The sequence below is a fragment of the Actinomadura napierensis genome, from assembly GCF_039529375.1.
GTDB lineage: Bacteria > Actinomycetota > Actinomycetes > Streptosporangiales > Streptosporangiaceae > Spirillospora > Spirillospora napierensis.
Genome location: NZ_BAAAMR010000130.1, coordinates 1 through 25,056 on the forward strand (window position 1 = coordinate 1; position 25,056 = coordinate 25,056).

Here is a 25,056-nt window from a genome sequence, read left to right on the forward strand (position 1 = left end):
CCCGACCGCCTGGCCGCGGTGCGGCTGCCGGTCGGCCGCGGCGGGGCCGGGCGGCTGCTGGACGTCGCCGACGAGGCGATCGGGGCGGCGCTGGCCGAGGCGGTGCTCGTCGCGGACGAGATCGCCGCGGCGGTCGCCGCCACGCCCGGCATCGTCGACCCCGGTTCCGGCCGGATCCTGCTCGCGCCCAGCGTGCCGGGCTGGACCTCGGTGAACCTGTCCGCGCATCTCCGCGACCGCTTCGGCTGCCCGGTCCAGGTGGAGAACGACGCCAACCTCGCGGCCCTGGCCGTCGCCGGGGAGCGCAGCGGCCCGGGCACCCTGCTGGCGGTGCAGTGGGGCGAGCGGCTGGGCGCCGGGGTCGTGATCGACGGGCGGCTGCACCGCGGCACCGGGGCCGCCGGCGAGATCGGCTTCATCCGGCCGTCCGGCGACGTCCCCGACACCGGGGACGGGCGGGGCCCCCTCGAACGGGCCATCGGCGCCGAGGCCATCACCGAGCGGGCCCGGCGGGCGGCGCGCGGCCGCACCGGGACCGTCCTGCGCGGCGACCGGCTCGACGCCGCCGCGGTCTTCGCCGCGGCCGCCGACGGCGACGCGGTGGCCACGCGGGTCGTCGACGACGTGGCCGCGGCGTTCGCGCACGCCATCGCCCCGGCCGTGCTGGTCCTGGCCCCCGACGTCGTCGTGGTCGGCGGCGGGGTCGCGGGCGCCGGGTCCGTCCTGCTCACGGCCATCACCCGGCATCTGGCCGAGCTGACCCTGACACCGCCGGCCGTGGAGTTCTCCGGCCTCGCCGAGGACACCGTCCTCACCGGCGCGCTGCGGCTCGCGCTCGACGAGGTGTGGCGCCGGCTCTCCGGCTGACCGGACGGCCCGGGTGCCGCCGGCCTCAGGCGCAGCGGGGGTCGGTGGAGACGACGGGGTCCTCGCGGCCGACCCAGCGGTGGCCGCCGAAGTGGCGGACGAAGATGGTCTCGGCGGTGCGGGTGGCGAGCGCCTGCGTGGTGAGGGTCGGGTTGGGGCCGCCGAGGCTGTTGGCGAGCGCGGAGTTGTCGGCGACGTAGAGGCGGTCCACCCAGCGGCTCCGGGCGTCGGCGTCCAGCACGGAATCGTCCGCCGACAGGCCCATCCGCATCGACGAATGGACGTGCAGGAGCAGCGGCGCCCAGTCGAACCGGTAGACGCGTCGCGCGCCGGCCTTGCGGAGCAGTTCGGTCGCCTTGCGCGCGAGGAATTCGCGGGCGGCGAGGGTGTGCCGGGTCCGCTGCCGGGAACGGAACTCCACTTTCGGGATCGCGCCCTGCTCGTCCGGCGGGAAGGCGGAAAGCGTGACGCGATTGTGCGCCTCGACGCTGTCGCCGGTGAGGACGAGGATGTTCAGCAGCCGGTCCACGCCGTTCGCGAGGGCCTCTTTCAGTTCGGGGCCGATGACGCGTCCGGTGCGCCCGTCCCACGGGCCGGTGAGACCCCGGCCGTTGCGGTACTGGCCGCGGATTCCGCTGTCGGACAGCGCCATGGTGAACGCCTGCATGGCCGGTGGAAGGCCGATATTCTCCAGCGCGCCGTATCCGGGGAAATCGCAGCGGGCGGCGGAACTCGGGCCGCGCGAGGATCCGGTGTCATGGTCGAACAGCCCGGTGACGCCGTCGAGGAAATGGTCGGTGTAGCCGCGGCCGACCCAGTCGTTGGGATTCGGCAGCCCGCTGTTCAGCCAGAGCCGCGGCGTCTCGGTGGTGCCGCCGGCGAGGACCACCACGGCCGCGTCCTCGCGGTGCACGTCGCCGGTGCGGGTGTTCCGCCAGGTCACACCGGTCGCGGCGAGTTCGCCGTTCTTCCGGGCGGTGTGCACTTTCACCGCGTAGGAATCGGCCAGGAGCGTGACGGCACGCCCGTGCGGCGACCACGCATCGGCGGTGAGCGCCATGGGGACGTAGCTGTTGTCGGTGGAGCGTTTCGCGGCCTGGTTGCGGGGGGCGCCGGCCGGTTCCATGCACCCTTCCAGGCAGTAGCCGCAGTAAGTGCATCCGGTCGCGTGCGGATAGCGGAGTTTCGCCGGGTCCCCCGTCTTCCCGGCGGTGCCGCCGGGTTGCAGGATGGCGTTCTCCTGCGGCCGGTACGACCACTGCTTCGTGTCCTTGGTGGTCTGGACCGGGATGCCGAGTTTCTCCGCGCCCCGGAAGAACACCGTCTCCTTGACGCCCATCGCCGCCGTCTGGACCGGAAGGGTCGCCTCCACCCACTCGTAGTATGGAACGAGTTCCTCGTAGGTCAGCGGGAACGCGTGGGCGGTATCGTAACTGCCGCGGTCGGGCCCGTCATATCCCTTGAACATGCCACGGTAGGCGCGCGGCGAGTTGCCGTAGTAATGCAGGGTCGTCCCGCCAACGCCAGCCACCTGCAGGAGGAAGGAATTCTGCGGCTCCTCCCGCAGCCATTCCGGTTTGCCGCGATCCGAAGGTCCCACACGCAGGAAACCGGTGATGGGGTTGTTGGCGTCGTTCTCGTAGTGCGTCCATTCCTGGCGCGGATGTGCGTAGCGGGCGCCGGCCTCGAGGAGCAGGACGTCGAGGCCCCGCGCGGCGAGTTCCTTGGCGACCACGGGGCCGCCCCCTCCCGCGCCCACGACGATCACGTCCCGGCTCATCCGGTCACCTTCCTGCGTCCCTGGTAGTAGCCGCGGAATTCGGGCCGTCCCTCCGACGCCGGGACGTATCCGCTGTCCCGCCAGCCGACCGGGCGGCCGCTCAGCCGCTTCGTGGCCGGGTCGAACACGCCCCATTCGGAATAGCCGCCGAGCGCCGACAGTTCCAGCAGCGCCCCGGCGACGTATTTCAGCAGCCCCGACGCCGAGCGTTTCAGCGGTTCCGGCAACTGGACGTCCAGCGCCTCGACGAGAGCCGGATCGGGCCCCTCCAGCAGCTCGAACACCTTCGCCTTCCCGCGATAGGCCAAGCGGGAGAACGGCGCCAGGAAACGGCCGCCGAGCGTGCCCGGATCGACGCGGACGGCCTCGGCGTTCAGAATCAGCGCGGCCAGCGGCGCCAGCGGGATCACGGCATCGCTCTGGAACGGCCCCGGCCCCGCGCCGCGCAGCAGCGGCGCCAGCGCGCCGGCCAGTCCCCCTACGGGCAGGTCGGGGAAGGGGAGGTAGCGGTTGAGGTTCTGGACGAGGAATTCCGGCAGCTTCGCCTCGATCCCGCCGGGTTCCTTGCGCGGCGTTCCCTGGGCGCGCGAATAGGCGTCCGGGCCCGGCATGACGAAGACGGCGAGGCCCTTCATGGTGTCGAGCGTCCATTCGCCGAGCGCGTCGCGTTCGGCCTGCGCGTTCGCGGGTCCGGCGATGTCCGGCAGCGAGGCCGCGGCCGCGAGAAGTCCCGCGGCACCCAGCAGCCGCCGCCGTTCGGTGCGTGGTTCGTCAGGCACGTTCTCACCCTCCGGCCGCCCAAGCTAGTTGCGCGCCCGGCGCCGTTCTCTGAAGGCGGGTGACAGGCTCGGGGTCCGGATTCCGCGCTCAACCCACAAGTCGCGCGGCGTCGGGCCCGGCGTCAGGTGAGCATGGCGAGGTCGCCGATGACCCCGATGGTGCCGAACAGCAGGCCGCCGGCGGTGAAGAGCAGCCCGTGGAAGGTTCCGCTGCCGCCCATCCCGACCTGCCGCGCCTTGGTGGGATCCGCCGGGTCGTAGAGGATTTCCAGCGACGCGCCCACGCGCGCCGGCGCCGGGTTGGCGGCGAACGGGCTCGCGGTCTCGACGATCCGGCCGTCCATCGTGGTGAACCGCAGCACCGGGCGGTACACGACCTGCGGCCCGTTCGACGAGGAGCCGCTCGACGAGTGCTCCGTGCGGAGCGCGGTGACGGTTCCCGGCACGCGCAGGGCGGTGCGCAGGAAGCGCCGGTGCTCCAGCGCCGTGCGGAGGCCCGACACGACGAAGACTCCCCCGACCAGCGTGAACACCGGGAACATCAGGTAGTGAAGCGCGTCCATCAGGCGATCCTGTGCTCGGTGCCGGCCCGGGACTCGATGACGGCGACACGGCCGTAGGCCCCGACCGCCGCCGCCAGCGCCCGCGGGTCGACCCGGCCGGGCCGGAAGGATCTGCGCAGGTGCATGGCGTCGCTGTCGCCCGGTTCGTAGACGACGGCGTCCATCCCGTCCGGCAGGGGGGCGCCGTGGTGCAGCCGCAGCCCGACCTCGACGGCGGGACACGGCTCGGTCTGGACGGCGGGCAGCACGAGCACGACCTCCCGGATCGACCGCCAGGGCACGCTCACCTCGCCGAGCCGGAACCCGTCGGGCCCCGCCCTCAGCGACGGGACCGGCCGGAGCACCCTGAAGACCGCGTAGCCGACGACGGCCAACGCCAGAAGTCCGAAGAACGGCGAGCCGTGCACGACCCTGGTCGCGAACAGATACCAGGCGACGCCGAACGCCACCCCGACCGGCAGCTCCAGGAGCCACCGAGAGGAACGCTCACGGACGGTGTACGGCGGGGCTGGGCTCGGGAACGTCACGATCGGCGACCTCCTCAGGTACTTCCGACGCCCGGCACCCGCCTCCGGTTCATCCCGATCCGCCGCCGATGCCGCGATCGGCGCCCTGCGCCCGCCGTTCCCGGCCAGGGACTTGGACGCCCATCAGTGGAGGGTTTGGGTTGTTTTGAGGTGTAAGGGCAGATCGGCGGGTACGACGCCGTGACGTTCGCAGACGCATGACAGAGGAGTCACAGACGGACCGGTGGTTCCACTCCGCCGGCCCACGGCAGCAAAGGACGCTTTCCATGCTCTCCTGCCTGCGCATCCTCGCGGCCGGCGCGCTGCCCGCCGCGACGACCGTGACGATCGCCGTCCCGGCCTCCGCGTCGGCCACCGCGTCGGCGGCCGACCGAGCGAGGCGGCCCGACGCCGACTACGTCTGCTCGGACCTCGTGCTGTCACCCAGCGGGTTCGCCAGGGGGACGACCGCCTGCAAGGCGCAAAGGCACAAGGCCTCCGGCTCGGGCGACATCCACGGCACCTTCACGCTCCACGGCGTCGTCCAGGAGAGGGCGAAGCCCGTCACCGTCACCTGCAAACCGGACCCCGACCTGCCCAAGGATCCGTCCGGCGCCTACGTCCGGGAGGTCTTCGGCTTCCACTGCTCCTGACCGGCCCGCGGGCCCGGGGCCGTCACCGCCCTGACGCCGCCGGCGGGGCGGCCCGGACATGGTGACGGCCGATCGGAAGCATCAGCGGACGCCCCGAAACGGGGTCCTCGATGACGCGACTCTCCAGGTTGAACACCGTGCGGACGCATTCCTCGGTGAGGACCTCCGACGGGGTGCCGCAGGCGTGCAGGCGGCCATCGGCGAGGGCGATGAGGTGGTCGGCGTACCGCGCGGCGAGGTTGAGGTCGTGCAGGACCATGACGATCGTGGTGCCGCGCGTGCGGTTCAGGTCCGTCAGCAGATCGAGGACGTCGATCTGGTGGCTGGCGTCGAGGAACGTGGTGGGCTCGTCCAGCAGGAGCAGGTCGGTCTGCTGGGCCAGCGCCATGGCGATCCAGACCCGCTGGCGCTGCCCGCCGGACAGCTCGTCGACGGCGCGGTCGGCGAGGCCGGTGGTCCGCGTCGCCTCCAGGGCGGCGGCGACCGCGGCGTCGTCCCGCGCGTTCCACCGGGAGAAGGCGCCCTGGTGGGGATGGCGTCCGCGGCAGACGAGGTCGAGGACGGTGATGCCCTCGGGGGCGACCGGCGACTGGGGAAGCAGCCCGAGCGTGCGGGCCAGTTCCTTGGCGGGCATGCGGTGCACCTCGCGGCCGTCCAGGACGACGCGGCCCTCGCGGGGCGCGAGCAGCCGGGACAGCGACCGCAGCAGCGTCGACTTCCCGCAGGCGTTCGCGCCGACGATGACGGTGATCCGGCCGGGCGGCACGGCCAGGTCGAGGGACGCGATGACGGCGCGGTCGCCGTAGCCGAGCGTGAGCCCCTCGGCCGCGAGGGAGTGGGACGTGGTCACAGCGAGCCTCCGGACCGGTGGGTGCGGACGATCAGGTAGACGAGGTACGGCGCGCCGAGCACACCGGTGACGACGCCGACCGGGTAGCGGGTGCCGAACGCGAACTGCCCGGCGAAGTCGGCGGCGAGGACGAGCAGGGCGCCGACGAGCCCCGCGGGCACCAGCAGGGAGCCGCCGGCGCCGACCAGCCGGGCCGCGATGGGGCCGGACAGGAACGCCACGAACGCGATCGGCCCGGCCGCCGCCGTGGCGAAGGCGATCACTCCGGCGGCGGCGACGATGACCGCGACGCGGGTGCGTTCGACGCGGACCCCGAGGGCGGCGGCGGTGTCGTCCCCGAGCCGCATCGCCGACAGGTCGCGCGCCAGGAACAGCAGGGCGGGGGTGAGGACGGCCACCGCGGTCAGGGCGGGCAGCACCTGGTCCCACGTCGCGCCGTTGAGGCTGCCGCTCAGCCAGCGCACGGCCTCCTGGAGGTCCCATTCGGCGGCGCGGGACAGGACGTAGGAGGTGACGCTGTCGAGGATCGCGGAGATCCCGATGCCGATCAGGATGAGCCGGGTGCCGGCGACGCCGTCCCGGAACGCCAGCGCGTAGATCAGCAGGGCGACGGCCAGGGCGGAGACGATCGCGAAGACCTGCACCTGGGGGCCGCGGAGGGACAGCGACACGATCGCGACGGCCGCGGCGGCGCTCGCGCCCGAACTGATGCCGATGACGTCGGGGCTGGCCAGCGGGTTGCGGAGCATCGTCTGGAAGGCGGCGCCGGCCACGCCGAAGCCGAACCCCGCGGTCACGGCGAGGACGGCCCGCGGCAGCCGGAGCCGTCCGACCGTGAAGGACGCTCCCGGCACCTGCTCGCCGAGGACGACGCGGACCACGTCGCCGAGCGGGTAGAAGGTGTGCCCGGCCATCAGGGTCGCGGTGAACCCGGCGGCGACGAGCACCGCGAGCGCCAGGACGACGAGGCGGCGGCGGGCGGCGCGCCGGCGGCGGCCCCGGACGACGATCCGGGCGGCGTCCACTCGCGTGATGGACGGCCCGGCGGCGGCGGTGCTCACAGCTCACGCACCTTGTGGCGGCGGACGACGTGGATGAAGAACGGGGCGCCGACCAGCGCCGTCAGGATGCCGACCTCGATGTCCTCGGGGCGGGCGACGACGCGTCCGGCGACGTCGGCGGCGGTGAGCAGCGACGCGCCGGCGAGGGCGGAGAACGGCAGGAGCCACCGGTGGTCCACGCCGGCGAGCAGCCGGCACGCGTGCGGGACGACGAGGCCGACGAAGCCGATCGGGCCGGCGACGGCCGTCGACGCGCCGCACAGCACGACGGCGCCGAGCGCGGCCACCGCGCGGACGAGGGCGACGCGCTCGCCTAGACCGGCCGCGATCTCGTCGCCGAGGGCGAGCGAGTTCAGCGGCCGCGCGCACAGCAGGCACACGGCGAAGCCGGCGGCGAGGAACGGCAGGACCTGGCCGATGCGCTCGTACGACGCGCCCCCGACCCCGCCGATCTGCCAGAGCCGGAAGCCGCCGGCGATGTCGTTGCGCGGCAGGACGACGGCGCTGACCAGGGAGGCGAACGCCGCCGACGTCGCGGCGCCGGCGAGCGCGAGCTTGAGGGGCGTGGCTCCGCCGCGTCCGAGGGACCCGACGGTGTACACGAACGCGGCCGACACGCCGGCGCCCGCCATCGCGACCCAGATGTACCCGGTCGGCGAGGTGAGCCCGAAGAACGCGACGGCGGTGACGACGCAGAGCGACGCGCCCATGGTGACGCCGAGGATGCCCGGGTCGGCGAGCGGGTTGCGGGTCACGCCCTGCATGACGCCGCCGGAGACGCCGAGCGCGGCGCCGATGAGCACCGCGAGGAGCGTGCGCGGGATCCGCTTGGCGACCGCCGCCTGCCCGAGGGTGCGGTCCGCGCCGCCGAGCGCCGCCCAGACGTCGGACCAGGCGACGTCGCGCGAGCCGAGGGCGACGGAGGCCGCCATGAGCGCGGCCAGGAGGAGGACCGCGGCGAGCAGCCACAGGATCCGGGTGCGCGCCGGACGCCGCACGAGGGCGGCCTCCGGCGCGCGGTCGGCGCGGACCGCCGTCACTTGACCTTGTCCGCGGCGGCGGCGAGTGCCTTGACGTAGTCCTCCAGCACCCACGAGATCGACAGCGGCGTCGGGTTCGCGGCGGTGCCGAGCGGCTCGCTGTCGGGCAGCAGGTAGACCGAGCCGCGCTCGACGGCGGGGATCTTCGACAGCAGCGGGTCCTTGCTGATCTTGCCGAGCAGCCCGCCCTTCGCGTCGCCGTAGCCGGTGATGATGTCGACGTCGTCGAACAGGTCGGCCTGCTCGGCGCTGCGGGTCAGGGCGAACTTGTCGGTGCCCTCGGACGCCTCGGTGATGCTCTTCGGGATCGTCAGCCCGAGGTCCTCGAAGAACAGCGTGCGGGTGTCGTGCGTGGTGTAGAAGCCCACCTGGCTGACGTCGTTGGGGTCGACGTGCGTCATGAACATCGCCGACTTGCCCTTGAGCTGCGGGTACTTCGCGACGACGCCCTTGATCCCGCCTTCGATGCGACCGATCAACTGGTCCCCCTCGGCCGCCAGGCCGAGCGCCCTGCTGTTCAGCTTGATGATCTCGCGCCACGGGGTCGCCCACGGGGCGTCCGGGTAGGCGACCGTGGGCGCGATCTGGCCGAGGGTCTCGTAGTCCTTCTTGGTCAGGCCCGAGTAGGCGGCGAGGATGACGTCCGGTTCCGTGTCGGCGACGGCCTCGAAGTCGATGCCGTCGGTCTCGTCGAACAGGACGGGCGTCTTGGCCTTGAGTTCCTTGAGGCGCTCGTCCACCCAGGGCAGGACGCCGTCGCCGTTGTCGTCGCCGAAGTTGGCGGCGGCCATGCCGACGGGAACGACGCCGAGGGCCAGCGGCACCTCGTGGTTGGCCCAGTTGACGGTGGCCACCCGCTTGGGCTTCGCCGGGATGGTGGTCGTCCCCAGTGCGTGCTTGATCGTGACGGGGAAGGCGCCGGCGCCGCCGCCCGCGCCCGCCTCCTCGCCGTCCGACGAGTTGCCGCAGGCCACGATGGTGCTCAGCAGGAGCGCCAGGACCGCGAGGATGCGCAGGCTGTGTGGACGTTTCACTCCGTACTCCACTTTCAGGATCCGCCGGTGCCGGTCCGCGCCTGTCCGGAACGCGGGGGCGTCCGTACAGCGGTGGGCCGTGCGGCCGCAGGCCAGAGATAGTTAGGTAAGCCTTACCTTAGACGGCACTTTAAGGGGAATGTCCGACCTGTCGCAATCAAGCCGTTCGGACACCTGATGTCGTGGTCGGGACGCTCACGGCGCCCGGAACGCGCCCGGGGTCAGCCCGGTCGTCCGCCGGAACGCCACCCCGAACGCGCTCGCCGACCGGTAACCGACCTCCTCGGCCACCGCGTCGATCCGCCATCCCCGGCTGAGCAGCGCGACCGCGTGCTGGGCGCGCACCGCCGCGACCCACCGCGCGAAACTGGTGCCCGTCTCGGCGGTGAAGGCACGGGTGATGGTGCGGGCGCTCACGCCCAGGTGGGACGCCCAGTCCGCGAGCGTGCGCTGATCGCCCGGGTCGCCGCGGACGGCGTCGGCGATCGGGCGCAGCAGGTCGGAGGCGGGCATCTGCACGAGCAGCTCGCGGCCGGAGGGGGTCAGCACGTCGAGCACCATCGCCTCGGTCAGCGCCCGCGAGTCCTCCGCCAGACCGGTGTCGGCGAGCCGGTCCAGCAGCAGCCGCAGCAGCGGGGTGATCACGACGCCGACCGGCACGGGGGACAACGGCGCCATGGTCCCGAAGCCGAAGAAGGTCGCGCGGCACCGGGTTCCGGCGGTCGCCGAACCGGAGTGCAACGTACCCGCGGGCATCCAGAGGCCGAGGACCGGCGTGACCGTCCAGACCCGCGGCCCCACCATGGCCGTGGACGCGCCCCGCTCGTTCCAGAGCAGTTCGTGCCAGGGATGGGAGTGGTCGTTCCAGACGGTGTCGCGGGGCATGTCCTCGCTCCAGCCCAGGATCGTGAACGGCTCCTCGGCGGGCCCCGCGGCGAGGGCGGGCAGCGTGCGGGTCACGCGGTCGGACGCGAACGACATTTCCCCACCCAGCGGGTCACGGCACCTATTTGGTTAGGCTTACCTTATATTCGGACGATGCATCCTTCCGAGATCCGTACGGTGACGACCGAGGCCGACCTCCGCGCGATCGTCCCCGAGCCGCCGCAGGGCCTGTGGGACAAGGACATCGGCCGGATCGACGAGCACGCGCGGACGGTCATCGCGCACTCGCCGTTCGTGCTGCTGGCGACCTCGGACCCCGAGGGCGCCTGCGACGTCTCGCCCCGCGGCGACCCCGCCGGATCGGCGCTCGTCCTGGACGACCACCGGCTGGCGCTCGCCGACCGTCCCGGCAACCACCGGGTCGACAGCTTCCGCAACGTGCTCCGCAACCCCCGCGTCGGCCTGCTGTTCGTCGTCCCGGGGATGAACGAGACGCTCCGCGTGAACGGCCGCGCGACCCTCGTCTCGGACGCCCCGTTCTTCGACGACCTGGCCGTCCGGGGAAAGCGGCCGCGGCTCGCGCTCCTCGTCGAGGTCGAAGAGCTGTACATGCACTGCGCGAAGGCCTTCCTGCGCTCGTCGCTGTGGGACCCGGAGACCTGGCCGGACCGCACGGCCCTGCCCACGCTCGGGCGGATCGCCAAGGACCACCTCGGCCTCAAGGAGGTGTCCGCGGAGGCGATCGACGCGGACCTCGCCGTGGACGCCGAAACGAACCGCTACTGAACCGGACCCGCCCCTTCCCGGCCCCGGCGCCGGCGTCAGCGGGAGAACTTGGCGATGGCGGCCGGGGTGACCGGGGTGAAGAAGTTGACGAGGTTGCCGTCGGGGTCGCGGAACAGCAGCGACCGGTTGCCCCAGGGCATCGTGGTCGGCTCGGTGACGAAGTCGGTGACGAGGCCGGTCAGGTCCCGGTACACGCGGTCGACGTCGTCGACCAGGAACTCGGTGATCACGCTGTGGTTCTCGGCCGGGCGGGCGGACCCCGGCGCGAACAGCGGGACGGTGCGGGTCCCGGCGATCGCCAGGGTGGCGCCGGGGGTCTTGATCTCGGCGAAGTCCTCGGTGGACCAGACCGCCGCCGCCCCGGTGGCCTTCTCGTAGAACTCGACGAGGCGTGCGACGTCGCCGGTGATGATGCGGACCGAAACGAAGTCCATGGGGTTCCTCCTGGGTTCGTGGCTCTTCGCTTCCCACGTTAGAGGCAATAGTGGACAGAACCAGTCCACTATTGACCATAGGCTCGTCATCATGTCCCGACCCACCGGACGCGTGCTCACCCTTCTGGAGCTGCTGCAGTCGGGCGGCACCCGGACGATCGCCGAGCTCGCCGGCCGGCTCGGCGTCGACGGCCGCACCGTGCGGCGGTACGTCGACCAGCTGATCGACATGGACGTGCCCGTCGAGGCGGTGCGCGGCCGCTACGGCGGATACCGCCTCGCCCGCGGCCACCGCCTGCCGCCGCTGATGCTCAACGACGACGAGGCGCTCGCCGTGCTGCTGGGACTGATCGCCGGGCGGCGGACGGGCCTGGCGACGGCGTCCGGCACCGCGAGCGAGACGGCGGCGGCCAAGATCCGGCGCGTGCTCCCCGAGCGTCTCGCCGGCAGGCTCGACGCCGTCCAGGAGTCCCTCGCCTTCACCAGGCCGTCCGGCGAGCCCGTCCCCCCGGACACCGGGACCCTGCTCACCCTCGCCGACGCGGTGCGCCACCGCCGCCCCGTCTCGATCAGGTACACCGATCGCACCGGCCGGCGCAGCGACCGCACCCTGCACCCGTACGGGATCGTGAACCATTCGGGCCGCTGGTACGTCACCGGCGCGGACCCCGGCGTCGGCGAGAACCGGACCTTCCGCCTCGACCGCATCACCGACGCCAGGACCCTGCCCGGCTCCTTCGAGGCGCCCACCGGACCGGACCCGGCCCAGCGTGTCCTGTCGGGACTCGCCGCGGCGCCCTACCGGCACGAGGTGGCCTTGCGGATCCACGGAACGGTCGAGCAGATCCGCGCACGCCTCCCCGCCGGCATCGCGACCGTGCAGGAGTCCGCGTCCACCGAGGATCCGGCGACCGAGTGCTGGCGCCACGTGGGACTGCGAGCCGAACGGCTCGACTGGCTGCCCGCGGTCCTGGCCTCACTGGACCGGCCCTTCGTCATCGAGCGCCCCGACGAACTGCGCGACCTCGTCGCCGCGCTCGCCGACCGCCTCGCCTCCTACGCCCGCCGATCCCCGTGATCCGCCTCGCCCGGACGGGCTGACCTACCGGCCGGCGCCCTGCACGGCCACCGACGGGCGGCGCAGCGCGGGGGCCAGCCAGCGGTCGAGGAGGGCGCGGAGCTCGGCGTCGTCGTGCGGCGGCTCGCTCGGGTGCTGCAGCAGCGACGTCAGCAGCCGCATGATCATCTCGGCGAGGCCGTTGAGATCGTCCGCGCCGATCCCGGCGTCCTCCCAGTCGACGGGGAAGCGCTGCAGCATCTGGGCGCCGTAGGCGATGGCGTCCGCGGTGGTGGCCCCGCGGCCGAACGCGCTGGAGTCGTCGAGCTGCAGCAGCAGGCTCAGCCGCGGCTCGGTCGGGATGGTCCGCACGCAGAACATCATGCCCTCGACCACGGCCTCGGCCGGATCGCCGATCCCCTGGAGATGGGCCACCAGCCGGTCGACGAACGACTCCGCGCCCTGCGCCGCCACCTCGCCGACGATGTCGCTGATCCGGGCGAAGTGGCGGTAGACGGTCTGGCGGGTGACGCCGAGCTCGCCGGCGACGTCGGAGAGGGTCGTCTTCCTGACGCCGTGCCTGCCGATGCAGCGGGCGGTCGCGTCGACGATGCGCTGCCTGGCCTCGGCATCTGATGCAGGGGGACGGCCTCCCCAGCCGTGGTGCGCCATGGCCCTAGGATCGCACAGGCTCCGCGGCCGGTTCCGACGCCCGAACGCGCAGCACCGCCAGGACGAGACCCGCCGCTGCGACGGCGCACAGCGCGGAGTACCACAGGCTGCCGATCGGCGTGCCCTGCTCGGTGACGCCGCCGGTCGACGCGAAGTACGCCGGCAGCGCGGTCAGCCACAGCACGACGAGGACGCCGAGGTACGTCGCCGGATAGGTCCGCGCGAACAGCGACGATTCCACCCGTGCGGCCTTGCCGGCGCGCGCCGCCCGCAAGGCGTCCGCGAACAGGTAGAGGCCGGCGATCCAGACCGCGGCGAGCTCGACGGCGAGGACGGCCCGCTGGATCCCGACCTGGTCGTCGCCGCGGAAGGCGCCGCTGGGCGCGCTCGCGACGATCATCGCCAGCGGCGTCACCGCACCGGCGACCACGGTGCGCCAGGCGACGTTCCCGCCAGCGAGCGGACCGCGGCCCGGCCCGCCGCCGACCAGCCGGACCACCAGGTACGTCATCGCGCCGAAGGAGACCGAGGCGAACAGGAGCATGCTGTTCATCGGCACCGAGGCGAGCGCCGGCTGGTTGATCATCTTGTTGGCGGGGTTCCACCCCCACCACTTCAGCTGCGGGCCCAGCTGGTCGAAGATCTCGTAGAAGACCTGGCAGGCGAACGCCACCGCCACCGAGCCGGCCAGCGGCCCGCGCCGCGCGAACACGCCCAGCGCCCGGACCAGTTCGTAGGCGAGCTGCGAGATCGCGGGATAGAACGCCACGATGTAGAGCGGCAGCCGGTCGTACATGAACTGCACGGTGAACACGTTGTGCGAGAAGATGAATCCGACCTGCTTCTCCAGGCCGAACCAGCCGGGGAAGTAGAGCGGCGGCTCGATCACGGCCAGATAGACGACCGAGGCGAACCAGAGCGAGATGTTGACCGGGTCGCCGTCGCGCCGCCACCGCCGCCACGCGTGCACGAACGCGAACACCGCCCCGCCGACGACCAGCAGTTCGAGGACGGGCATGGTGCCGTTCGCGAGGTCGAACGGGTTGCGGAAGGTCACCAGGGGATCGGTGTGGTGGCAGGAGAAGCCGAGCCTCTCGGCGACGCGCTCGGCCACCGGGTCGCAGGTGTACCCCATTGCTCGCTCCTCCGGTCAGGCGCCGACGAGGTCGTCGCCGCGGTGGGCCGTCCGGGCCGACGCGGCGCCGGTGTAGCCGGTGAAGTCGGTGCCGGGCGGGTCCTGCCGGTCGTCGAAGCCACCGGGCACGACGGTACGGCCGAGCCGCTGACGCAGCTTGTACCGCGCGATGCCGAACCAGAACCGCGGATCGGTGGCCATCTCCTTGAGCGACCTGTCGAGGTTGAACACCTCGGCGAACGTCCGCTCCACGTAGGCGTCCTCGCGGCTCGCGGCGGTGATGGCGTTGAAGATCGGCCAGCTGAGGCGCGCGGCGATCCGGCGGCGCCAGGCGGGGACGGTCTCGGTCCCGGTCGCGAAGTCGTAGGCCTGGTCGCGGGCCATCGCGAGCATCCACGGGACGTCGAGCGACGTCTTCTGCCGGGCGAGGAACTCGCGGAAGAAGGCGAGGTCGAGGGCGTCGCGGCCGCGCAGCATCGCGTCGAGGATGAGCGCCGAGCGCGCGGCCGAGCTCATCCCCTGGGCATAGAACGGGTTGAAGGCGCAGATCGAGTCGCCGACGCACACCAGCCCCACCGGGGGCACGTCGAGCAGGTCGAAGCGCCGCCACTTGTTGCCCGTCGAACGGGTCAGGTGCACCTCGGAGGTCGGGGTGCACGCGCGGGCCGCCCGGCCGAAGAGCGTGGCCCGCACCCGGTCCACCGCGGCCTCGAACGCCTCGGTCCTGCGCGGCATCTCGATGCCCCACGACCCCATGCACACGATGGCGCGGCCGCCTTCGATGGGGAAGAAGTTGCTGAGGAACTCGTGCTCGGCGGGGTGGTCGCCGGTGTCCTGGGTCGGGGTGACGACCAGGTGCTTCCACCACCACGTCTCCGGACGCCGGTCGGCGGGCGGCAGGTCGTACCACCGCGAGGTGTAGGTGACCTTGGCGTCGAGGGTCTTCTCCGGCGGCGCCCGCCAGCCGGCCGCGCGGAGCCAGTCGACGACCGAGGAGCCGCGGCCCAGCGCGTCGACGACCAGGTCCGCCGCCAGGTGGCCGTCGCCGTCGGCGGTGCGGTACTCGACCCCCTCGACGCGTCCGCGCGCGGTGCCGCCCCCGCTGGAACGGAGCCCGGTCACGGTCACGCCCTCGCGGATCTCGATGGCCGGCAGCTCGCGGACCTTGTCGCGCAGGACCCGCTCGATGAGCACCCGCGAGCTGTAGACCATCGTCATCGATCCGGACTTGCGCGGGGCCCAGCCGTCGTTCTCGCAGTAGGCCGCGTCCATGGACGGCATGAGGCGCATCCCGCCCGCGGCGATCAGCGCCTCCTCGAAGCCGGGGAAGATCTCGCCGATCGCGCGGCGGCCGGAGTTGAGGAGGAAGTGCGGGTGCTTGCTCTGCGGGACGCCCCGGCGGTGCTCCGCGTCCGGGGGGAGCTGGTCGCGCTCCAGCACGATGACCTCATCGAAATGCCGGGCGAGCACGCCCGCGGCGCACAGCCCCGCCACGCTCCCGCCGAGCACCACGGCCGTCTTCCGTCGCATCCGCTGGCCTCCATTCATACATTCGATGAGTGAATGTATGATTGCGGCCGGACGGCGTCAAGAGCCGACCTACCGGTCATGACACGCGCTCCGTGACGGGGCGGGCCAACTGGACGTCGCGGGCTCCCCTTCGCGATGATGCGCCAATGTGGCGTGAGCTGATCGAAGAACACACCCGCCAGGCCCGCTTCGCCCCGCCGGCCACGGAACAGGCGCTGCAGCGGGCCGAGGAGACCCTGGGCCACCTCCTGCCCGACGACCTGCTCAAGCTGCTCGGCGAGACCGACGGCGTGATCGACGCCAACGGCTACAACCTGGTCTTCTCCGCCGAGCAGCTCATCCAGGGCAACCTGGAGATGCGCACCTACCCGGCGCTGAAACGGCTGTACATGGCGTTCGACCAGCTGCTGTTCTTCTCCGACGCCCCCGGCGACGGCAACCTGTTCGCCTACGCCCTCGTCCCCGAGGGCCGGCCCGACATCTTCGTCTGGGACCACCGCACCGACAACCGGCGCTGCGTCGCACCGTCCCTGGAGCACTTCATCGCGGACTGGCTCACCGGCCGCGTCGCCCTATGACCCGGGGCGCAGTGCACGCCATGGGCTAGGTCGGGAGCGGGGCCGCCGCGAGGGCGGCCTTGCGCAGGACGTTGTCGGCGTGGCGCATGTGGGCGGCGTCGACCAGGCGTCCGTCCCGGCCGATGGCTCCCGTGCCGTCGGCGGCGGCGCTCCGGTAGTCCTCCATGGCCGCCCTGGCCTGTGCGATCTCTTCGGCGGTCGGGGTGAAGACCTGGTGGGCTATGGCGATCTGGGACGGGTGGATGGCCCATTTGCCGTCGAAGCCGAGCAGGGCGGCGTGGGTGGCGGCCCTGCGGTAGCCGTCGGGGTCCTGGTACGCGGGGTAGGGCGCGTCGATGGCGTCGATGCCGGCGGTGCGGGCGGCGGTCAGGACCTGGGCGCGGGCGTGGTGCCAGAAGTCGCCGGGGTAGTCGCCGAGAGGGTCGAAGTTGCCGTCGACGCGGGCGCGCAGCGAGGCGGACAGGTCTCCGGCGCCGAAGATGACCGCCTCCAGCCGGTCGCTCGCGCGGGCGATCTCGACGGCGTTCGCCAGTCCTTCGGCCTCCTCGATGAGCACCTCGATGCCGATCCGCTTACCCAGGCCGAGCTTGTCCTCGAGTTGGGTGAGCAGGACGTCGAGCCACCAGACGTCGCGTGCGGTGCGGGCCTTGGGCAGGATGATCACGTCGAGGGCGTCGCGCGCTCCGGTGACGACCTCGATGACGTCGTCGTGGCACCAGTGCGTGTCCAGCCCGTTGACGCGGACGGCGCGTACCGTGCGGCCCCAGTCCAGTCCGGTCAGCGCGGCGACGGCGATGCCGCGCGCCCGCTCCTTCACGGCGGGGGCGCAGGCGTCCTCCAGGTCGAGGAAGACCAGGTCGGCGCCCGACCGCGCCGCCTTCTGGCACATGTGCTCGTCGCTGGCCGGCGTCGCCAGCTCCGAGCGGCGGATTCTCGGCTCGGGCATCAGATGACTCCTTCTTTCCGCAGGTCCTCGATCTCGGCTGGGGCGAGCCCGAGCAGGTCCCGGTAGACGTGGTCGTTGTCGGCGCCGAGGGGACGGCCCAGGTGCTCGACGCGGCCCGGCGTCGCGCTGAGCCGGGGCACCGGCGCCTGCACCCGCATGCGGCCGAGGTCGGGGTCGTCCATCGCCTGGAAGGTGCCGCGGGCGCGCAGGTGCTCGTCGGCCAGTAGCGCGGGCGCGTCGTAGACGGGCGCGGCGGTCACCTCGGCGGCTTCGAACACGGCCATTGCCTCGTCGAGATTTCGCTGGGCGATCCAGGCTGCGACCAGCCCGTCGACTTCGCGGGCTCGTTCCTGGCGGCGGACGGGGTCGATGTAGTCGGGGTGCTCGGCCAGGTCGGGGCGGTCGATGGCGCGGAAGACGCGCACGGCGATGCTCGGCGACGCGCTGGAGATCGCCAGCCATCTGCCGTCGGAGGTGCGGTAGGCATTGCGCGGGGCGCTGGCGGCGAGTTGGTTGCCCGTCCTGGTCTTGACGATCCCTAGCTGGTCGTAGGCCAGCGTCGACGATTCGATCAGCCGCGCGAGCGGTTCGAGGAGGCTGACGTCCACGAGCTGGCCCGCCGCGCCGTGGACGTCGCGGTGGTAGAGCGCCATCATCACCGCGTAGGCGGCGGTGAGGCCGGCGATGCCGTCGGCCAGCATGAACGGCGGCAGGGTCGGCGGCCCGTCCTCCTCACCGGTGACCTGGGCGAAGCCGCTCATCGCCTCGGCGAGCGTCCCGTAGCCCGGCCGGTCGCTCTTGGGGCCGCCGCGTCCGTAGCCGGTGATGTGCGCGACGACGATGTGCGGGTGCGCGGCGTGCACCGAGTCGAAGTCCAGACCCCAGCGCGCCAGGGCGCTCGGCCGGTTGCCGACGACGAGCACGTCGGCGACGTCCAGCAGCCGGTGCAGCAGCCGCTGGCCGGCGGCCTCGCGCAGGTCGAGGGTCACGCACTTCTTGTTGCGGCTGATGCTCTTCCAGACCAGGCCGATGCCGTCCCGGCGGTCCCCCCAGGTGCGCATCGGGTCCCCGGTGCGCGGCGGCTCGACCTTGATGACTTCCGCCCCGAACTCGCCGAGCGTCGTGGCCACCGTCGGGCCCGCCGCGAGGGTGGCCGCCTCGATCACGCGCAGTCCGTGCAGCGGTCCGCGCGTCTCGGGCGCGGCCCGGTTCCCGCCGGTGGCTGATCTCTCCTGCTCGACCACGTGATGTCCTCCGTCCCTACCGGCCGCGGCCGATCCGCTAGCGTCCTGCGAGCCGGGCGACGATGGGCGCGAAGCGTTCCATCTCCCGCTGCTGGACGGTGATGTAGTTCGCGCCGAACGCCTCGCGGCGCTGCTGTAGCCGATCGGCCACCTCATCCGGGGAGCCGGCCAGCACGTTGGGGTGGTCGAGGAGCCCGTCCGGCGGCACGCCCATGAGCTTGGCGACGCGTGCGACGGCGCCGGCCGGGTCGTCGGTGATCTCGGTGAAGAACGGCGAGCTCTCGATCTCCAGATCGGCCAGGCGCTCCCCGGCCGCGTCCCGCACGATCGCGAAGCGGTGCGCCGCCTCCTGCACCGGTGTGCGGCCGGCGTCGTTCACCGCGTCGAACGGCACGTTGTTGATGCTGACGATGTCGGCCTCGCGGGCGGCGAGGGACAGCACGCGTTTCCGCGCGCCGCCGATCATGATCGGCGGACCGGGCCGCTGGGCGGGCAGCGGCAGGCCCGCGTACCCGGTCGCGGTCGCGAACGGGCTCTGATGGTCCAGCGGCTCGCCGCTCCAGTGGGCCTTGAGCAGGGCGACGACGTCTTCCAGCTTGTCGACGCGGCGGCCGGGGGGTGCGAAGTCGAGCCCCATCGCCCGGTACTCGCGCTCGCTCCATCCGGCGCCGATCCCGAATTCGAGCCTGCCGTCGGACAGCAGGTCGAGGGTCGCCGCCTCCTTCGCGAGGACGGCCGGGACGTGGTAGTCGACGCAGAACACGCGGCAGCCGACCCGGAGCGTCCGCGTCACCGCGGCGGCCGTCGCCATGGCGGCGACCGGCGCGAGGTGCTGCGGAGGCAGCCGCGACTCCCGGGCCGCCGGGCCCGGCCCCAGGTAGTGGTCGGCCACGAACAGCGTGGCGTAGCCGAGGTCCTCGACCTTGCGGGCGAGGTCGCGCCACTGAGCCCCCGTCGTCGCCTTCGTCGCCTGGACGGCGAACCGAAAAGGATGCATATTTAGAACCGTACGCCAAAACTCTGTCGCATAACAGAGCACCCGGCGGACGCCCGCCGCTGGACGAAGGGACGGCCGATGGTCAAGCGCACGAGATACGAGGACTACAAGGACCGGTATCCCAACTACGACTTCGAGCTGAGCGAGGACGGCATCCTGCTCATGCGGTGCCACACCGGCGGCGGCAGCCTGGTGTGGGACTGGAAGTCGCACGACGACATGGCCGACGCCTTCGCCGACATCGCCGGCGACCGCGAGATCAAGCTGCTCATCCACACCGGCACCGGCGCCAACTACAACGCCGACTGGGGCCTGAAGCCCGACGGCACCCTGCCCGACCCGCCGATCTACGACGCCATGCCCGGCCTCCGGGGGCTGCACAAGTTGGACGAGAAGGCCTGGTACAACCGGCAGCTGCAGCAGAACGTCCTGGAGGTGGACGTGCCGATGATCAGCGTGGTCAACGGGCCGTGCAACATCCACTCCGAGGTCCCGCTGATGGGCGACATCGTCCTGGCCTCCGACGACGCCTACTTCCAGGACGTCTCGCACTTCCCGCGCGGCCAGGTGCCCGGCGACGGCCAGCACGTGATCTGGAGCTTCCTGGTCGGCCACAACCGGGCCCGCTACTTCCTGCTCACCGGCAAGAAGCTGTCCGCGCAGGAAGCGCGGGAGTGGGGCGCGGTCAACGAGGTCCTGCCCAAGGACCAGGTCCTCGACCGGGCATGGGAGCTCGCCCGCGAGCTGATCAAGCGCCCGCCGATGGTGCTGCGCTACACCCGGCAGCTGTTCACCCAGAACCTCAAGCGCGCCTACCTGGAGGAACTCGGCCACGGCCTGGCGCGCGAGACCTACGCCCAGCAGGAGTTCTTCCCCTTCGGCGGCGGCATGGAGCCGCTGGACCGCGCCTGGAACGACAAGCCGTGGTCATGACCGAAAAGGAGACAGCAATCTTTTGCTCGATGAAGAAACTGATGGTCATCAAGGCCACGCGACGGCAGGGAGACAGGTCATGACGGAGCTGCAGCAGCGCCTGGCCACGGGAAGGGGCAAGTTCACCCCGGACTATCCCGACCTCGGGACCGGGCCGGTGGACTACGAGGACTCGATCTCACCGGAGTTCTTCGCCGCAGAGCGGGAGGCGGTGTTCAAGCGGTCCTGGCTGTACGTCGGCCGGTCCGAGCGCCTGCCCCGGCCGGGGACGTTCTTCACCCGCGAACTCCATGGCCTGGCCTCCATCGTCATCGCCCGCCGCCGCGACGGGACGGTCAACGCCTTCCACAACGTGTGCGCCCATCGCGGCAACAAGGTCGTCTGGCAGGAACACCCGCAGGAGGAGTCCAAGGGCTCGTGCCGGGAGTTCGCCTGCAAGTACCACGGCTGGCGGTACGGCCTGGACGGCCGCGTCACCCACGTCACCAACGAGCAGGAGTTCTTCGGCCTGGACAAGGACTCCCTGCGGATGCCGCCGGTGCACTGCGAGGAGTTCGCCGGGTTCATCTTCGTCAACCTCGCCGACGACCCCGTGCCCCTGCGCACCTACCTGGGCGACCGCCTCCTGGAACTCGAGGCCTACCCGTTCCACCGGATGACCCAGCACTACGGCTTCTCGGCGCCGATCCGCGGCAACTGGAAGCTCGCGGTGGACTCGGTCTGCGAGTGGTACCACCCGCCGTACGTCCACGCCCGCTTCATCGCCAAGGACACCGCCAAGGCCGAGAAGCTCGTCCCGCCGGTGGACGCCTACCACTACGACCTGTTCACCCCGCACATGCTCACCTCGGTGCCCGGCCCGCCGCCGCTTCCCCCGCGCGAACCCGGCACCGCCGGCCCCGCCGACCGCGACCAGATCTGGGTGTACAAGCTGTTCCGGGCCGGGCTGTTCGGCCCCGACGACGTCCCCGACCTCGGCCCGCTCCCCGACTTCCTCAACAAGGGGAAGATCAAGTCCTGGGGCAACGACCAGTTCTGGCTGTTCCCGAACCTGTCGGTGCAGATCTGGGCGCGCGGGTTCTACATCACCTACACCTACTGGCCCGAGTCGGTGGACAAGCACACCTACGACATCGACCTGTACTTCGTCCCGCCCAAGAACGCCCAGGAGCGGCTGGCGCAGGAACTCATCGTCGACAGCACGATCGAGTTCGCGATGCAGGACGTCAACACCATCGAGGCCACCCAGCAGGGCCTGTCGACCCGCGCCAACCAGCGGTTCCACCTGTCCGACCAGGAACTGCTCATCCGCAAGTTCCACAAGACCGTCCGCGACACCGTCGCCGCGCACCAGGCCCGCGACACCGACCGCGACATCGAGAAGGAGGGCTGATGCCGGCCACCACCGCGAGCAGCCTGCCCGCCCAGTTCACCGAACTGGAGCCGTGGGTCGCCGACTGGGCCCACCCCACCCGGCAGGAACGCTACGACATGCGCCTGTCGAAGACGTTCGACGAACTGGCCGCCTTCTACGACGCCATCGCCCCCCGCGCCGAAGAGGCCATCGAGTACCTGAACGGGCTCGACCTCGACGACCTGCCCGAGGACGCGACACGGCTGCTGCGGCTGCTGTACTCGATGATCATCGTCTCCTACGCGGTCAACGTGTTCGACCAGCCCCGCATCCCCGACTCCGGCGCCGCGTTCTTCGACACGACCGCCGAGCCGGCCGTGTGAACGGGAAGGTGCGGCGGTCGCGACATCCGATGGCCGCGGCGGCACGCGAACGTCCCGGCGGCGGCGCCGCGGATAGCCTTCCGGACGTGATGGAAGCCTACGTGGAGCCCGACGTCGACTTCCCGCGCGTCCAGGCCGGGCCGAACCCGCAGCATCTGGTCCTCGGGCTGTTCACCGACTACTGGTTCGGCACCGAGGAGTATCTGCCGTCGGCCGCGCTGGTCGAGCTGCTCACCGAGTTCGCCAACACGCAGGCCAGCGCCCGCGCGGCGATCGCGCGGCTCGCCCGGCGCGACCTCCTGCAGGCGACGAAGATCGGCCGGCGGACGTTCTACCGGATGACGCCGGCCGCGTCGCGCGCGCTGGAGCAGACCCAGCGGCGGGTGGTGGAGTTCCGCGCCGGGGACCGGGTGTGGGACGGCTCGTGGACGACCGTGCTGTTCTCGGTCCCCGACGAGCAGCGCGACCTGCGGTACGTCATCCGGACGCGCCTGCGCTGGCTCGGTTACGCCCCCCTGTACGACAGCGTGTGGGTGTCGCCCCACGCGGACCGCGACCAGACCGTCGAACTGCTCGAGAGCCTGGCGGTGGAGCACGCGACCGTCCTGCGCGCCGAGGTGACGTACGCGGCGGGTCCCGGTGATCCGCTCGCCGCGTGGGACGTCGGCGCGATCGCCGCGCGCTACGAGGCGTTCATCGCCGAGCACGAGCCGCTGCTCCACCGCGTCGAGCACGGGCAGGTCGGGACGGCGGAAGCGCTCGTCGCCCGGACGAACGTCAAGGACGCCTGGCGGGAACTGGTGAGCCTCGACCCCGAACTGCCGGAGGGGCTGCTCCCCGGCCCGTGGCCGGGCCGGCGGGCGCGCGGCCTGTTCGCCGGGGTCTACGACGGGCTCGGGCCGCTGGCGGAGGCGCGCGTCCGGCAGGTCCTCGCCAGGCACGACCCGGCGCTCGCCGGGCTGACACGGCACCGCACCACGACCACCGCGCCGCCGCCCGGACCGTGAGGAAACAGACATGACAGTCAGTGGAGAACGGCTCGCCGGCAAGGTCGCCGTCATCACCGGCGCCGGCTCGGGGATCGGACGGTCCATCGCCGTCCTGTTCGCCGAGCACGGCGCGAAGGTGGTCTGCGCCGACCGCAGCGGAGAGCAGGACGGCACGGCCGCGCACATCGGTGAGGCGGCCGTGGCGGTCCATGCGGACGTCGCCGTCGCGGCCGACGTCCAGGCCATGATCGAGACCGCCGAACGGCGTTTCGGGCGGCTCGACATCCTGTGCAACAACGCCGGCTTCGGCGGCCCCCGCAAACCCATCACCGAACAGGACGAGAGCACCTTCGACAACGTCATCGCGGTGAACCTCAAAGGCGTCTTCCTCGGCATGAAGTACGGGATCGCCGCGATGCTGCGCACCGGCGGCGGCTCCGTCGTCAACACCGCCTCCTCCGCCGGCCTCGTCGGCTGGAAGGCGCACTCGGTGTACGCCGCGGCCAAGGGCGGCGTCGTCCAGATGACCAAGAGCGCCGCGCTCGACTATGCCGAGCAGGGCGTGCGGGTCAACGCCATCTGCCCCGGCATGACGTGGACCGGCCTCGCCGGCGCCTCGGAGCAGAACCCTTCGCCGCCGCCTGACATGCCGATGCGGATCCAGCCGATGAACCGCTGGGGGCTGGCATCGGAACTCGCCGCAGCCGCGCTTTTCCTCGCCAGTGACGAGGCGTCCTTCGTCACCGGAACCGCCCTTCCGGTGGACGGCGGCTACGTCGCCCGCTGAGATCGGAAGGGAGAGGAGGCCGCATGGGTTCTCGGGCGGGTCGCGGCCCGTACGCCAAGTCGGCGACCGTGCGGCGCCGCGTCGTGGAGGCGTGCGTGGAGGCCTTCGCCCGTACCGGCTTCTACGGCGTGACGATGAAGGACGTCGCCAGGCGGGCCGGGATCAGCTACACCGGCCTGCTGCACCATTTCCCGGGCAAGGAGGATCTTCTGCTCGCGGTGCTGGAGTTCCGCACCGAGCAGAGCGCCCGCCTGCTGGAGGCGGCCGGAGGACGCGACCCCGCGGGACGGCCGCTGGAGGGCCTGCGCGGCATGCTCGCGGTCACGGCCGACAACGCGCTGAACCCGGGCCTGCTGGAGTTGCACTGCGTCATCTCCGGTGAGGCGACCTCGCCGGACCATCCCGCGCACGCCTACTACACCCAGGAGCGGCCGGAGGAGGTGCAGTGCATGGGGAACCCGACAGTGCCGCAGCGAGCGACCGGGGCGCCGCGCGCCGGACGGCACACGTGTTCAACTGGGTCGTCCGCCACCGGATCGAGGAGCGCAAGGACCAGCTGGTGACCCGCACTCCCAACGGGCCGGTTCTCCATACGTTCACGCCCTACGGGAACATGATGCTGATGCAGTCCAAGATGAAGGACACCCGGGTATCGGCCACCTCGGGCGGTCTCAAGGGCGACAACGGCGTCTACGCGCTCGCGTCCAAGGACCGCACGGGCGCGTCGCTGATGGTCTGGAACTGGCAGCACACCGGCACCGACAGCTACCACGCGACCATCGACATGTCCCGGCTGCCGGCCGACCTGCGGCACGGCCAGCAACTACTTCACCGACCCCGCCAAGGCCGGTCTCCAAATGGTCGACGAGAAGACCGTCACGCCCGGCAGGAGCCACACCCAGAGCATCGACCTCGGGCCCAACGCGATCTACCTCGTCACGCTGGAGCCCGCGTGACCGGAATGTGAGCCTCATGCCACCGGACAGCGATGCGGCATCGGCGTGGGCGGCGAGCGGCGCGGTGGTCCTGTCGGGCCGCTCGGACGGACCGCCGCTGCTGCCGCCCGGCCGGGCCGCCGCGGTGGCCCGGGACCTGGCCGGGCGGTTCGCCGGCATCACGGGCGCGCCCCGCCTCGACGGGGCGCGCCTGCTGTCCGAGCGCGCCGCCTTCACCGGGCACCGGCGGCGCGGGCGCGTGTCGCCGGGCGGCGCCT

29 protein-coding genes are annotated in these 25,056 nt (G+C 72.1%); 13 read left to right on the plus strand and 16 right to left on the minus strand.

Going from position 1 to position 25,056, the window contains the following annotated elements; all coding sequences use genetic code 11:
* On the plus strand, positions 1-867 hold an 867-nt coding region (locus ABD296_RS42405), incomplete at its 5' end, for an ROK family protein (protein WP_344281658.1).
* A 25-nt stretch (positions 868-892) separates the two neighbouring features.
* Here the strand turns inward: ABD296_RS42405 and ABD296_RS42410 are convergent.
* From ABD296_RS42410 to ABD296_RS42425, 4 genes are all read right to left on the minus strand, one after another.
* Positions 893-2,647 (minus strand): GMC family oxidoreductase N-terminal domain-containing protein, encoded by a 1,755-nt coding sequence (locus ABD296_RS42410; protein ID WP_344281661.1) that lies wholly within the window; start codon positions 2,645-2,647, stop codon positions 893-895.
* On the minus strand, positions 2,644-3,426 hold the full coding sequence (locus tag ABD296_RS42415) for a hypothetical protein (protein WP_344281663.1): 783 nt from the start codon (positions 3,424-3,426) through the stop codon (positions 2,644-2,646). Before ABD296_RS42415 ends, ABD296_RS42410 begins: the two co-directional genes overlap by 4 nt.
* A 122-nt stretch (positions 3,427-3,548) precedes the next feature.
* Positions 3,549-3,989: a DUF3592 domain-containing protein gene (locus ABD296_RS42420; protein WP_344281666.1), complete on the minus strand. Its 441-nt coding sequence runs from the start codon at positions 3,987-3,989 to the stop codon at positions 3,549-3,551.
* Positions 3,989-4,516 carry a hypothetical protein gene (locus ABD296_RS42425; protein WP_344281668.1) on the minus strand — a complete coding sequence of 176 codons (528 nt, stop codon included), beginning with the start codon at positions 4,514-4,516 and terminating at the stop codon, positions 3,989-3,991. The genes ABD296_RS42420 and ABD296_RS42425 overlap by 1 nt, the downstream gene beginning before the upstream one ends.
* A gap of 266 nt (positions 4,517-4,782) precedes the next feature.
* Here ABD296_RS42425 and ABD296_RS42430 point away from each other — a divergent pair, with 266 nt between their 5' ends.
* Complete coding sequence (locus tag ABD296_RS42430; RefSeq protein ID WP_344281669.1) at positions 4,783-5,148, plus strand: hypothetical protein; 366 nt, start codon at positions 4,783-4,785, stop codon at positions 5,146-5,148.
* 22 nt (positions 5,149-5,170) lie between these two features.
* Here ABD296_RS42430 and ABD296_RS42435 read toward each other — a convergent pair whose 3' ends face one another.
* The 5 genes from ABD296_RS42435 to ABD296_RS42455 all read right to left on the minus strand — a co-directional run bounded on the left by ABD296_RS42435 (position 5,171) and on the right by ABD296_RS42455 (position 10,114).
* The gene (locus ABD296_RS42435) at positions 5,171-5,998 is read right to left on the minus strand and encodes an ABC transporter ATP-binding protein (RefSeq protein ID WP_344281670.1); all 828 of its coding nucleotides are present in this window, start codon (positions 5,996-5,998) and stop codon (positions 5,171-5,173) included.
* The gene (locus ABD296_RS42440; RefSeq protein ID WP_344281673.1) at positions 5,995-7,059 is read right to left on the minus strand and encodes a FecCD family ABC transporter permease; all 1,065 of its coding nucleotides are present in this window, start codon (positions 7,057-7,059) and stop codon (positions 5,995-5,997) included. The genes ABD296_RS42435 and ABD296_RS42440 overlap by 4 nt, the downstream gene beginning before the upstream one ends.
* Entirely contained in the window at positions 7,056-8,099 is a 1,044-nt protein-coding gene (locus tag ABD296_RS42445) for a FecCD family ABC transporter permease (protein ID WP_344281676.1), read from the minus strand. The genes ABD296_RS42440 and ABD296_RS42445 overlap by 4 nt, the downstream gene beginning before the upstream one ends.
* Positions 8,096-9,133, minus strand: coding sequence for an iron-siderophore ABC transporter substrate-binding protein (locus ABD296_RS42450; protein ID WP_344281679.1), 1,038 nt, complete (start codon positions 9,131-9,133; stop codon positions 8,096-8,098). The genes ABD296_RS42445 and ABD296_RS42450 overlap by 4 nt, the downstream gene beginning before the upstream one ends.
* A gap of 195 nt (positions 9,134-9,328) precedes the next feature.
* On the minus strand, positions 9,329-10,114 hold the full coding sequence (locus ABD296_RS42455; protein WP_344281682.1) for a helix-turn-helix transcriptional regulator: 786 nt from the start codon (positions 10,112-10,114) through the stop codon (positions 9,329-9,331).
* Between the two features lie 57 nt (positions 10,115-10,171).
* Here ABD296_RS42455 and ABD296_RS42460 point away from each other — a divergent pair, with 57 nt between their 5' ends.
* On the plus strand, positions 10,172-10,804 hold the full coding sequence (locus ABD296_RS42460) for a pyridoxamine 5'-phosphate oxidase family protein (RefSeq protein ID WP_344281685.1): 633 nt from the start codon (positions 10,172-10,174) through the stop codon (positions 10,802-10,804).
* 35 nt (positions 10,805-10,839) lie between these two features.
* Here ABD296_RS42460 and ABD296_RS42465 read toward each other — a convergent pair whose 3' ends face one another.
* On the minus strand, positions 10,840-11,238 hold the full coding sequence (locus ABD296_RS42465; protein ID WP_344281687.1) for a VOC family protein: 399 nt from the start codon (positions 11,236-11,238) through the stop codon (positions 10,840-10,842).
* A 91-nt stretch (positions 11,239-11,329) separates the two neighbouring features.
* Here ABD296_RS42465 and ABD296_RS42470 point away from each other — a divergent pair, with 91 nt between their 5' ends.
* Complete coding sequence (locus ABD296_RS42470; protein ID WP_344281690.1) at positions 11,330-12,316, plus strand: helix-turn-helix transcriptional regulator; 987 nt, start codon at positions 11,330-11,332, stop codon at positions 12,314-12,316.
* A gap of 24 nt (positions 12,317-12,340) precedes the next feature.
* Here the strand turns inward: ABD296_RS42470 and ABD296_RS42475 are convergent, their stop codons facing one another.
* From ABD296_RS42475 to ABD296_RS42485, 3 genes are read right to left on the minus strand one after another with little or no spacing between them, the layout of a single operon-like run.
* On the minus strand, positions 12,341-12,967 hold the full coding sequence (locus tag ABD296_RS42475; protein ID WP_344281693.1) for a TetR/AcrR family transcriptional regulator: 627 nt from the start codon (positions 12,965-12,967) through the stop codon (positions 12,341-12,343).
* A 4-nt stretch (positions 12,968-12,971) separates the two neighbouring features.
* Positions 12,972-14,102: a hypothetical protein gene (locus tag ABD296_RS42480; protein ID WP_344281696.1), complete on the minus strand. Its 1,131-nt coding sequence runs from the start codon at positions 14,100-14,102 to the stop codon at positions 12,972-12,974.
* 15 nt (positions 14,103-14,117) lie between these two features.
* A complete protein-coding gene (locus tag ABD296_RS42485) occupies positions 14,118-15,632 on the minus strand; it encodes an FAD-dependent oxidoreductase (RefSeq protein WP_344281699.1) in 1,515 nt (504 codons plus the stop codon).
* A 146-nt stretch (positions 15,633-15,778) separates the two neighbouring features.
* On the opposite strand from ABD296_RS42485, the gene ABD296_RS42490 reads away from it, so the two are divergent.
* A complete protein-coding gene (locus ABD296_RS42490) occupies positions 15,779-16,210 on the plus strand; it encodes an SMI1/KNR4 family protein (protein WP_344281702.1) in 432 nt (143 codons plus the stop codon).
* Positions 16,211-16,235: 25 nt separating this feature from the next.
* Here the strand turns inward: ABD296_RS42490 and ABD296_RS42495 are convergent, their stop codons facing one another.
* Genes ABD296_RS42495 through ABD296_RS42505 form a run of 3 tightly spaced genes read right to left on the minus strand, consistent with a single transcriptional unit; the run spans position 16,236 to position 19,397 of the window.
* The gene (locus ABD296_RS42495; RefSeq protein ID WP_344281705.1) at positions 16,236-17,156 is read right to left on the minus strand and encodes an HpcH/HpaI aldolase/citrate lyase family protein; all 921 of its coding nucleotides are present in this window, start codon (positions 17,154-17,156) and stop codon (positions 16,236-16,238) included.
* The gene (locus ABD296_RS42500; protein WP_344281708.1) at positions 17,156-18,400 is read right to left on the minus strand and encodes a CaiB/BaiF CoA transferase family protein; all 1,245 of its coding nucleotides are present in this window, start codon (positions 18,398-18,400) and stop codon (positions 17,156-17,158) included. The genes ABD296_RS42495 and ABD296_RS42500 overlap by 1 nt, the downstream gene beginning before the upstream one ends.
* A gap of 37 nt (positions 18,401-18,437) precedes the next feature.
* Positions 18,438-19,397: a TIGR03621 family F420-dependent LLM class oxidoreductase gene (locus ABD296_RS42505; protein ID WP_344281711.1), complete on the minus strand. Its 960-nt coding sequence runs from the start codon at positions 19,395-19,397 to the stop codon at positions 18,438-18,440.
* A 78-nt stretch (positions 19,398-19,475) separates the two neighbouring features.
* Here ABD296_RS42505 and ABD296_RS42510 point away from each other — a divergent pair, with 78 nt between their 5' ends.
* The 8 genes from ABD296_RS42510 to ABD296_RS42545 form a co-directional block, all read left to right on the plus strand.
* Positions 19,476-20,330, plus strand: coding sequence for an enoyl-CoA hydratase/isomerase family protein (locus ABD296_RS42510; RefSeq protein ID WP_344281714.1), 855 nt, complete (start codon positions 19,476-19,478; stop codon positions 20,328-20,330).
* 79 nt (positions 20,331-20,409) lie between these two features.
* Entirely contained in the window at positions 20,410-21,723 is a 1,314-nt protein-coding gene (locus tag ABD296_RS42515; RefSeq protein WP_344281717.1) for an aromatic ring-hydroxylating oxygenase subunit alpha, read from the plus strand.
* Positions 21,723-22,067 carry a hypothetical protein gene (locus ABD296_RS42520; RefSeq protein WP_344281720.1) on the plus strand — a complete coding sequence of 115 codons (345 nt, stop codon included), beginning with the start codon at positions 21,723-21,725 and terminating at the stop codon, positions 22,065-22,067. Before ABD296_RS42515 ends, ABD296_RS42520 begins: the two co-directional genes overlap by 1 nt.
* 89 nt (positions 22,068-22,156) lie before the next feature.
* On the plus strand, positions 22,157-23,074 hold the full coding sequence (locus tag ABD296_RS42525) for a PaaX family transcriptional regulator (protein ID WP_344281735.1): 918 nt from the start codon (positions 22,157-22,159) through the stop codon (positions 23,072-23,074).
* A 10-nt stretch (positions 23,075-23,084) separates the two neighbouring features.
* The gene (locus tag ABD296_RS42530) at positions 23,085-23,843 is read left to right on the plus strand and encodes an SDR family NAD(P)-dependent oxidoreductase (protein WP_344281723.1); all 759 of its coding nucleotides are present in this window, start codon (positions 23,085-23,087) and stop codon (positions 23,841-23,843) included.
* 23 nt (positions 23,844-23,866) lie between these two features.
* Entirely contained in the window at positions 23,867-24,406 is a 540-nt protein-coding gene (locus tag ABD296_RS42535) for a TetR/AcrR family transcriptional regulator (RefSeq protein ID WP_344281727.1), read from the plus strand.
* Positions 24,403-24,810: a hypothetical protein gene (locus tag ABD296_RS42540; RefSeq protein WP_344281729.1), complete on the plus strand. Its 408-nt coding sequence runs from the start codon at positions 24,403-24,405 to the stop codon at positions 24,808-24,810. Before ABD296_RS42535 ends, ABD296_RS42540 begins: the two co-directional genes overlap by 4 nt.
* Before the next feature lie 5 nt (positions 24,811-24,815).
* Positions 24,816-25,056 (plus strand): hypothetical protein (locus ABD296_RS42545; protein WP_344281732.1); only part of this gene is annotated, 241 nt, incomplete at its 3' end.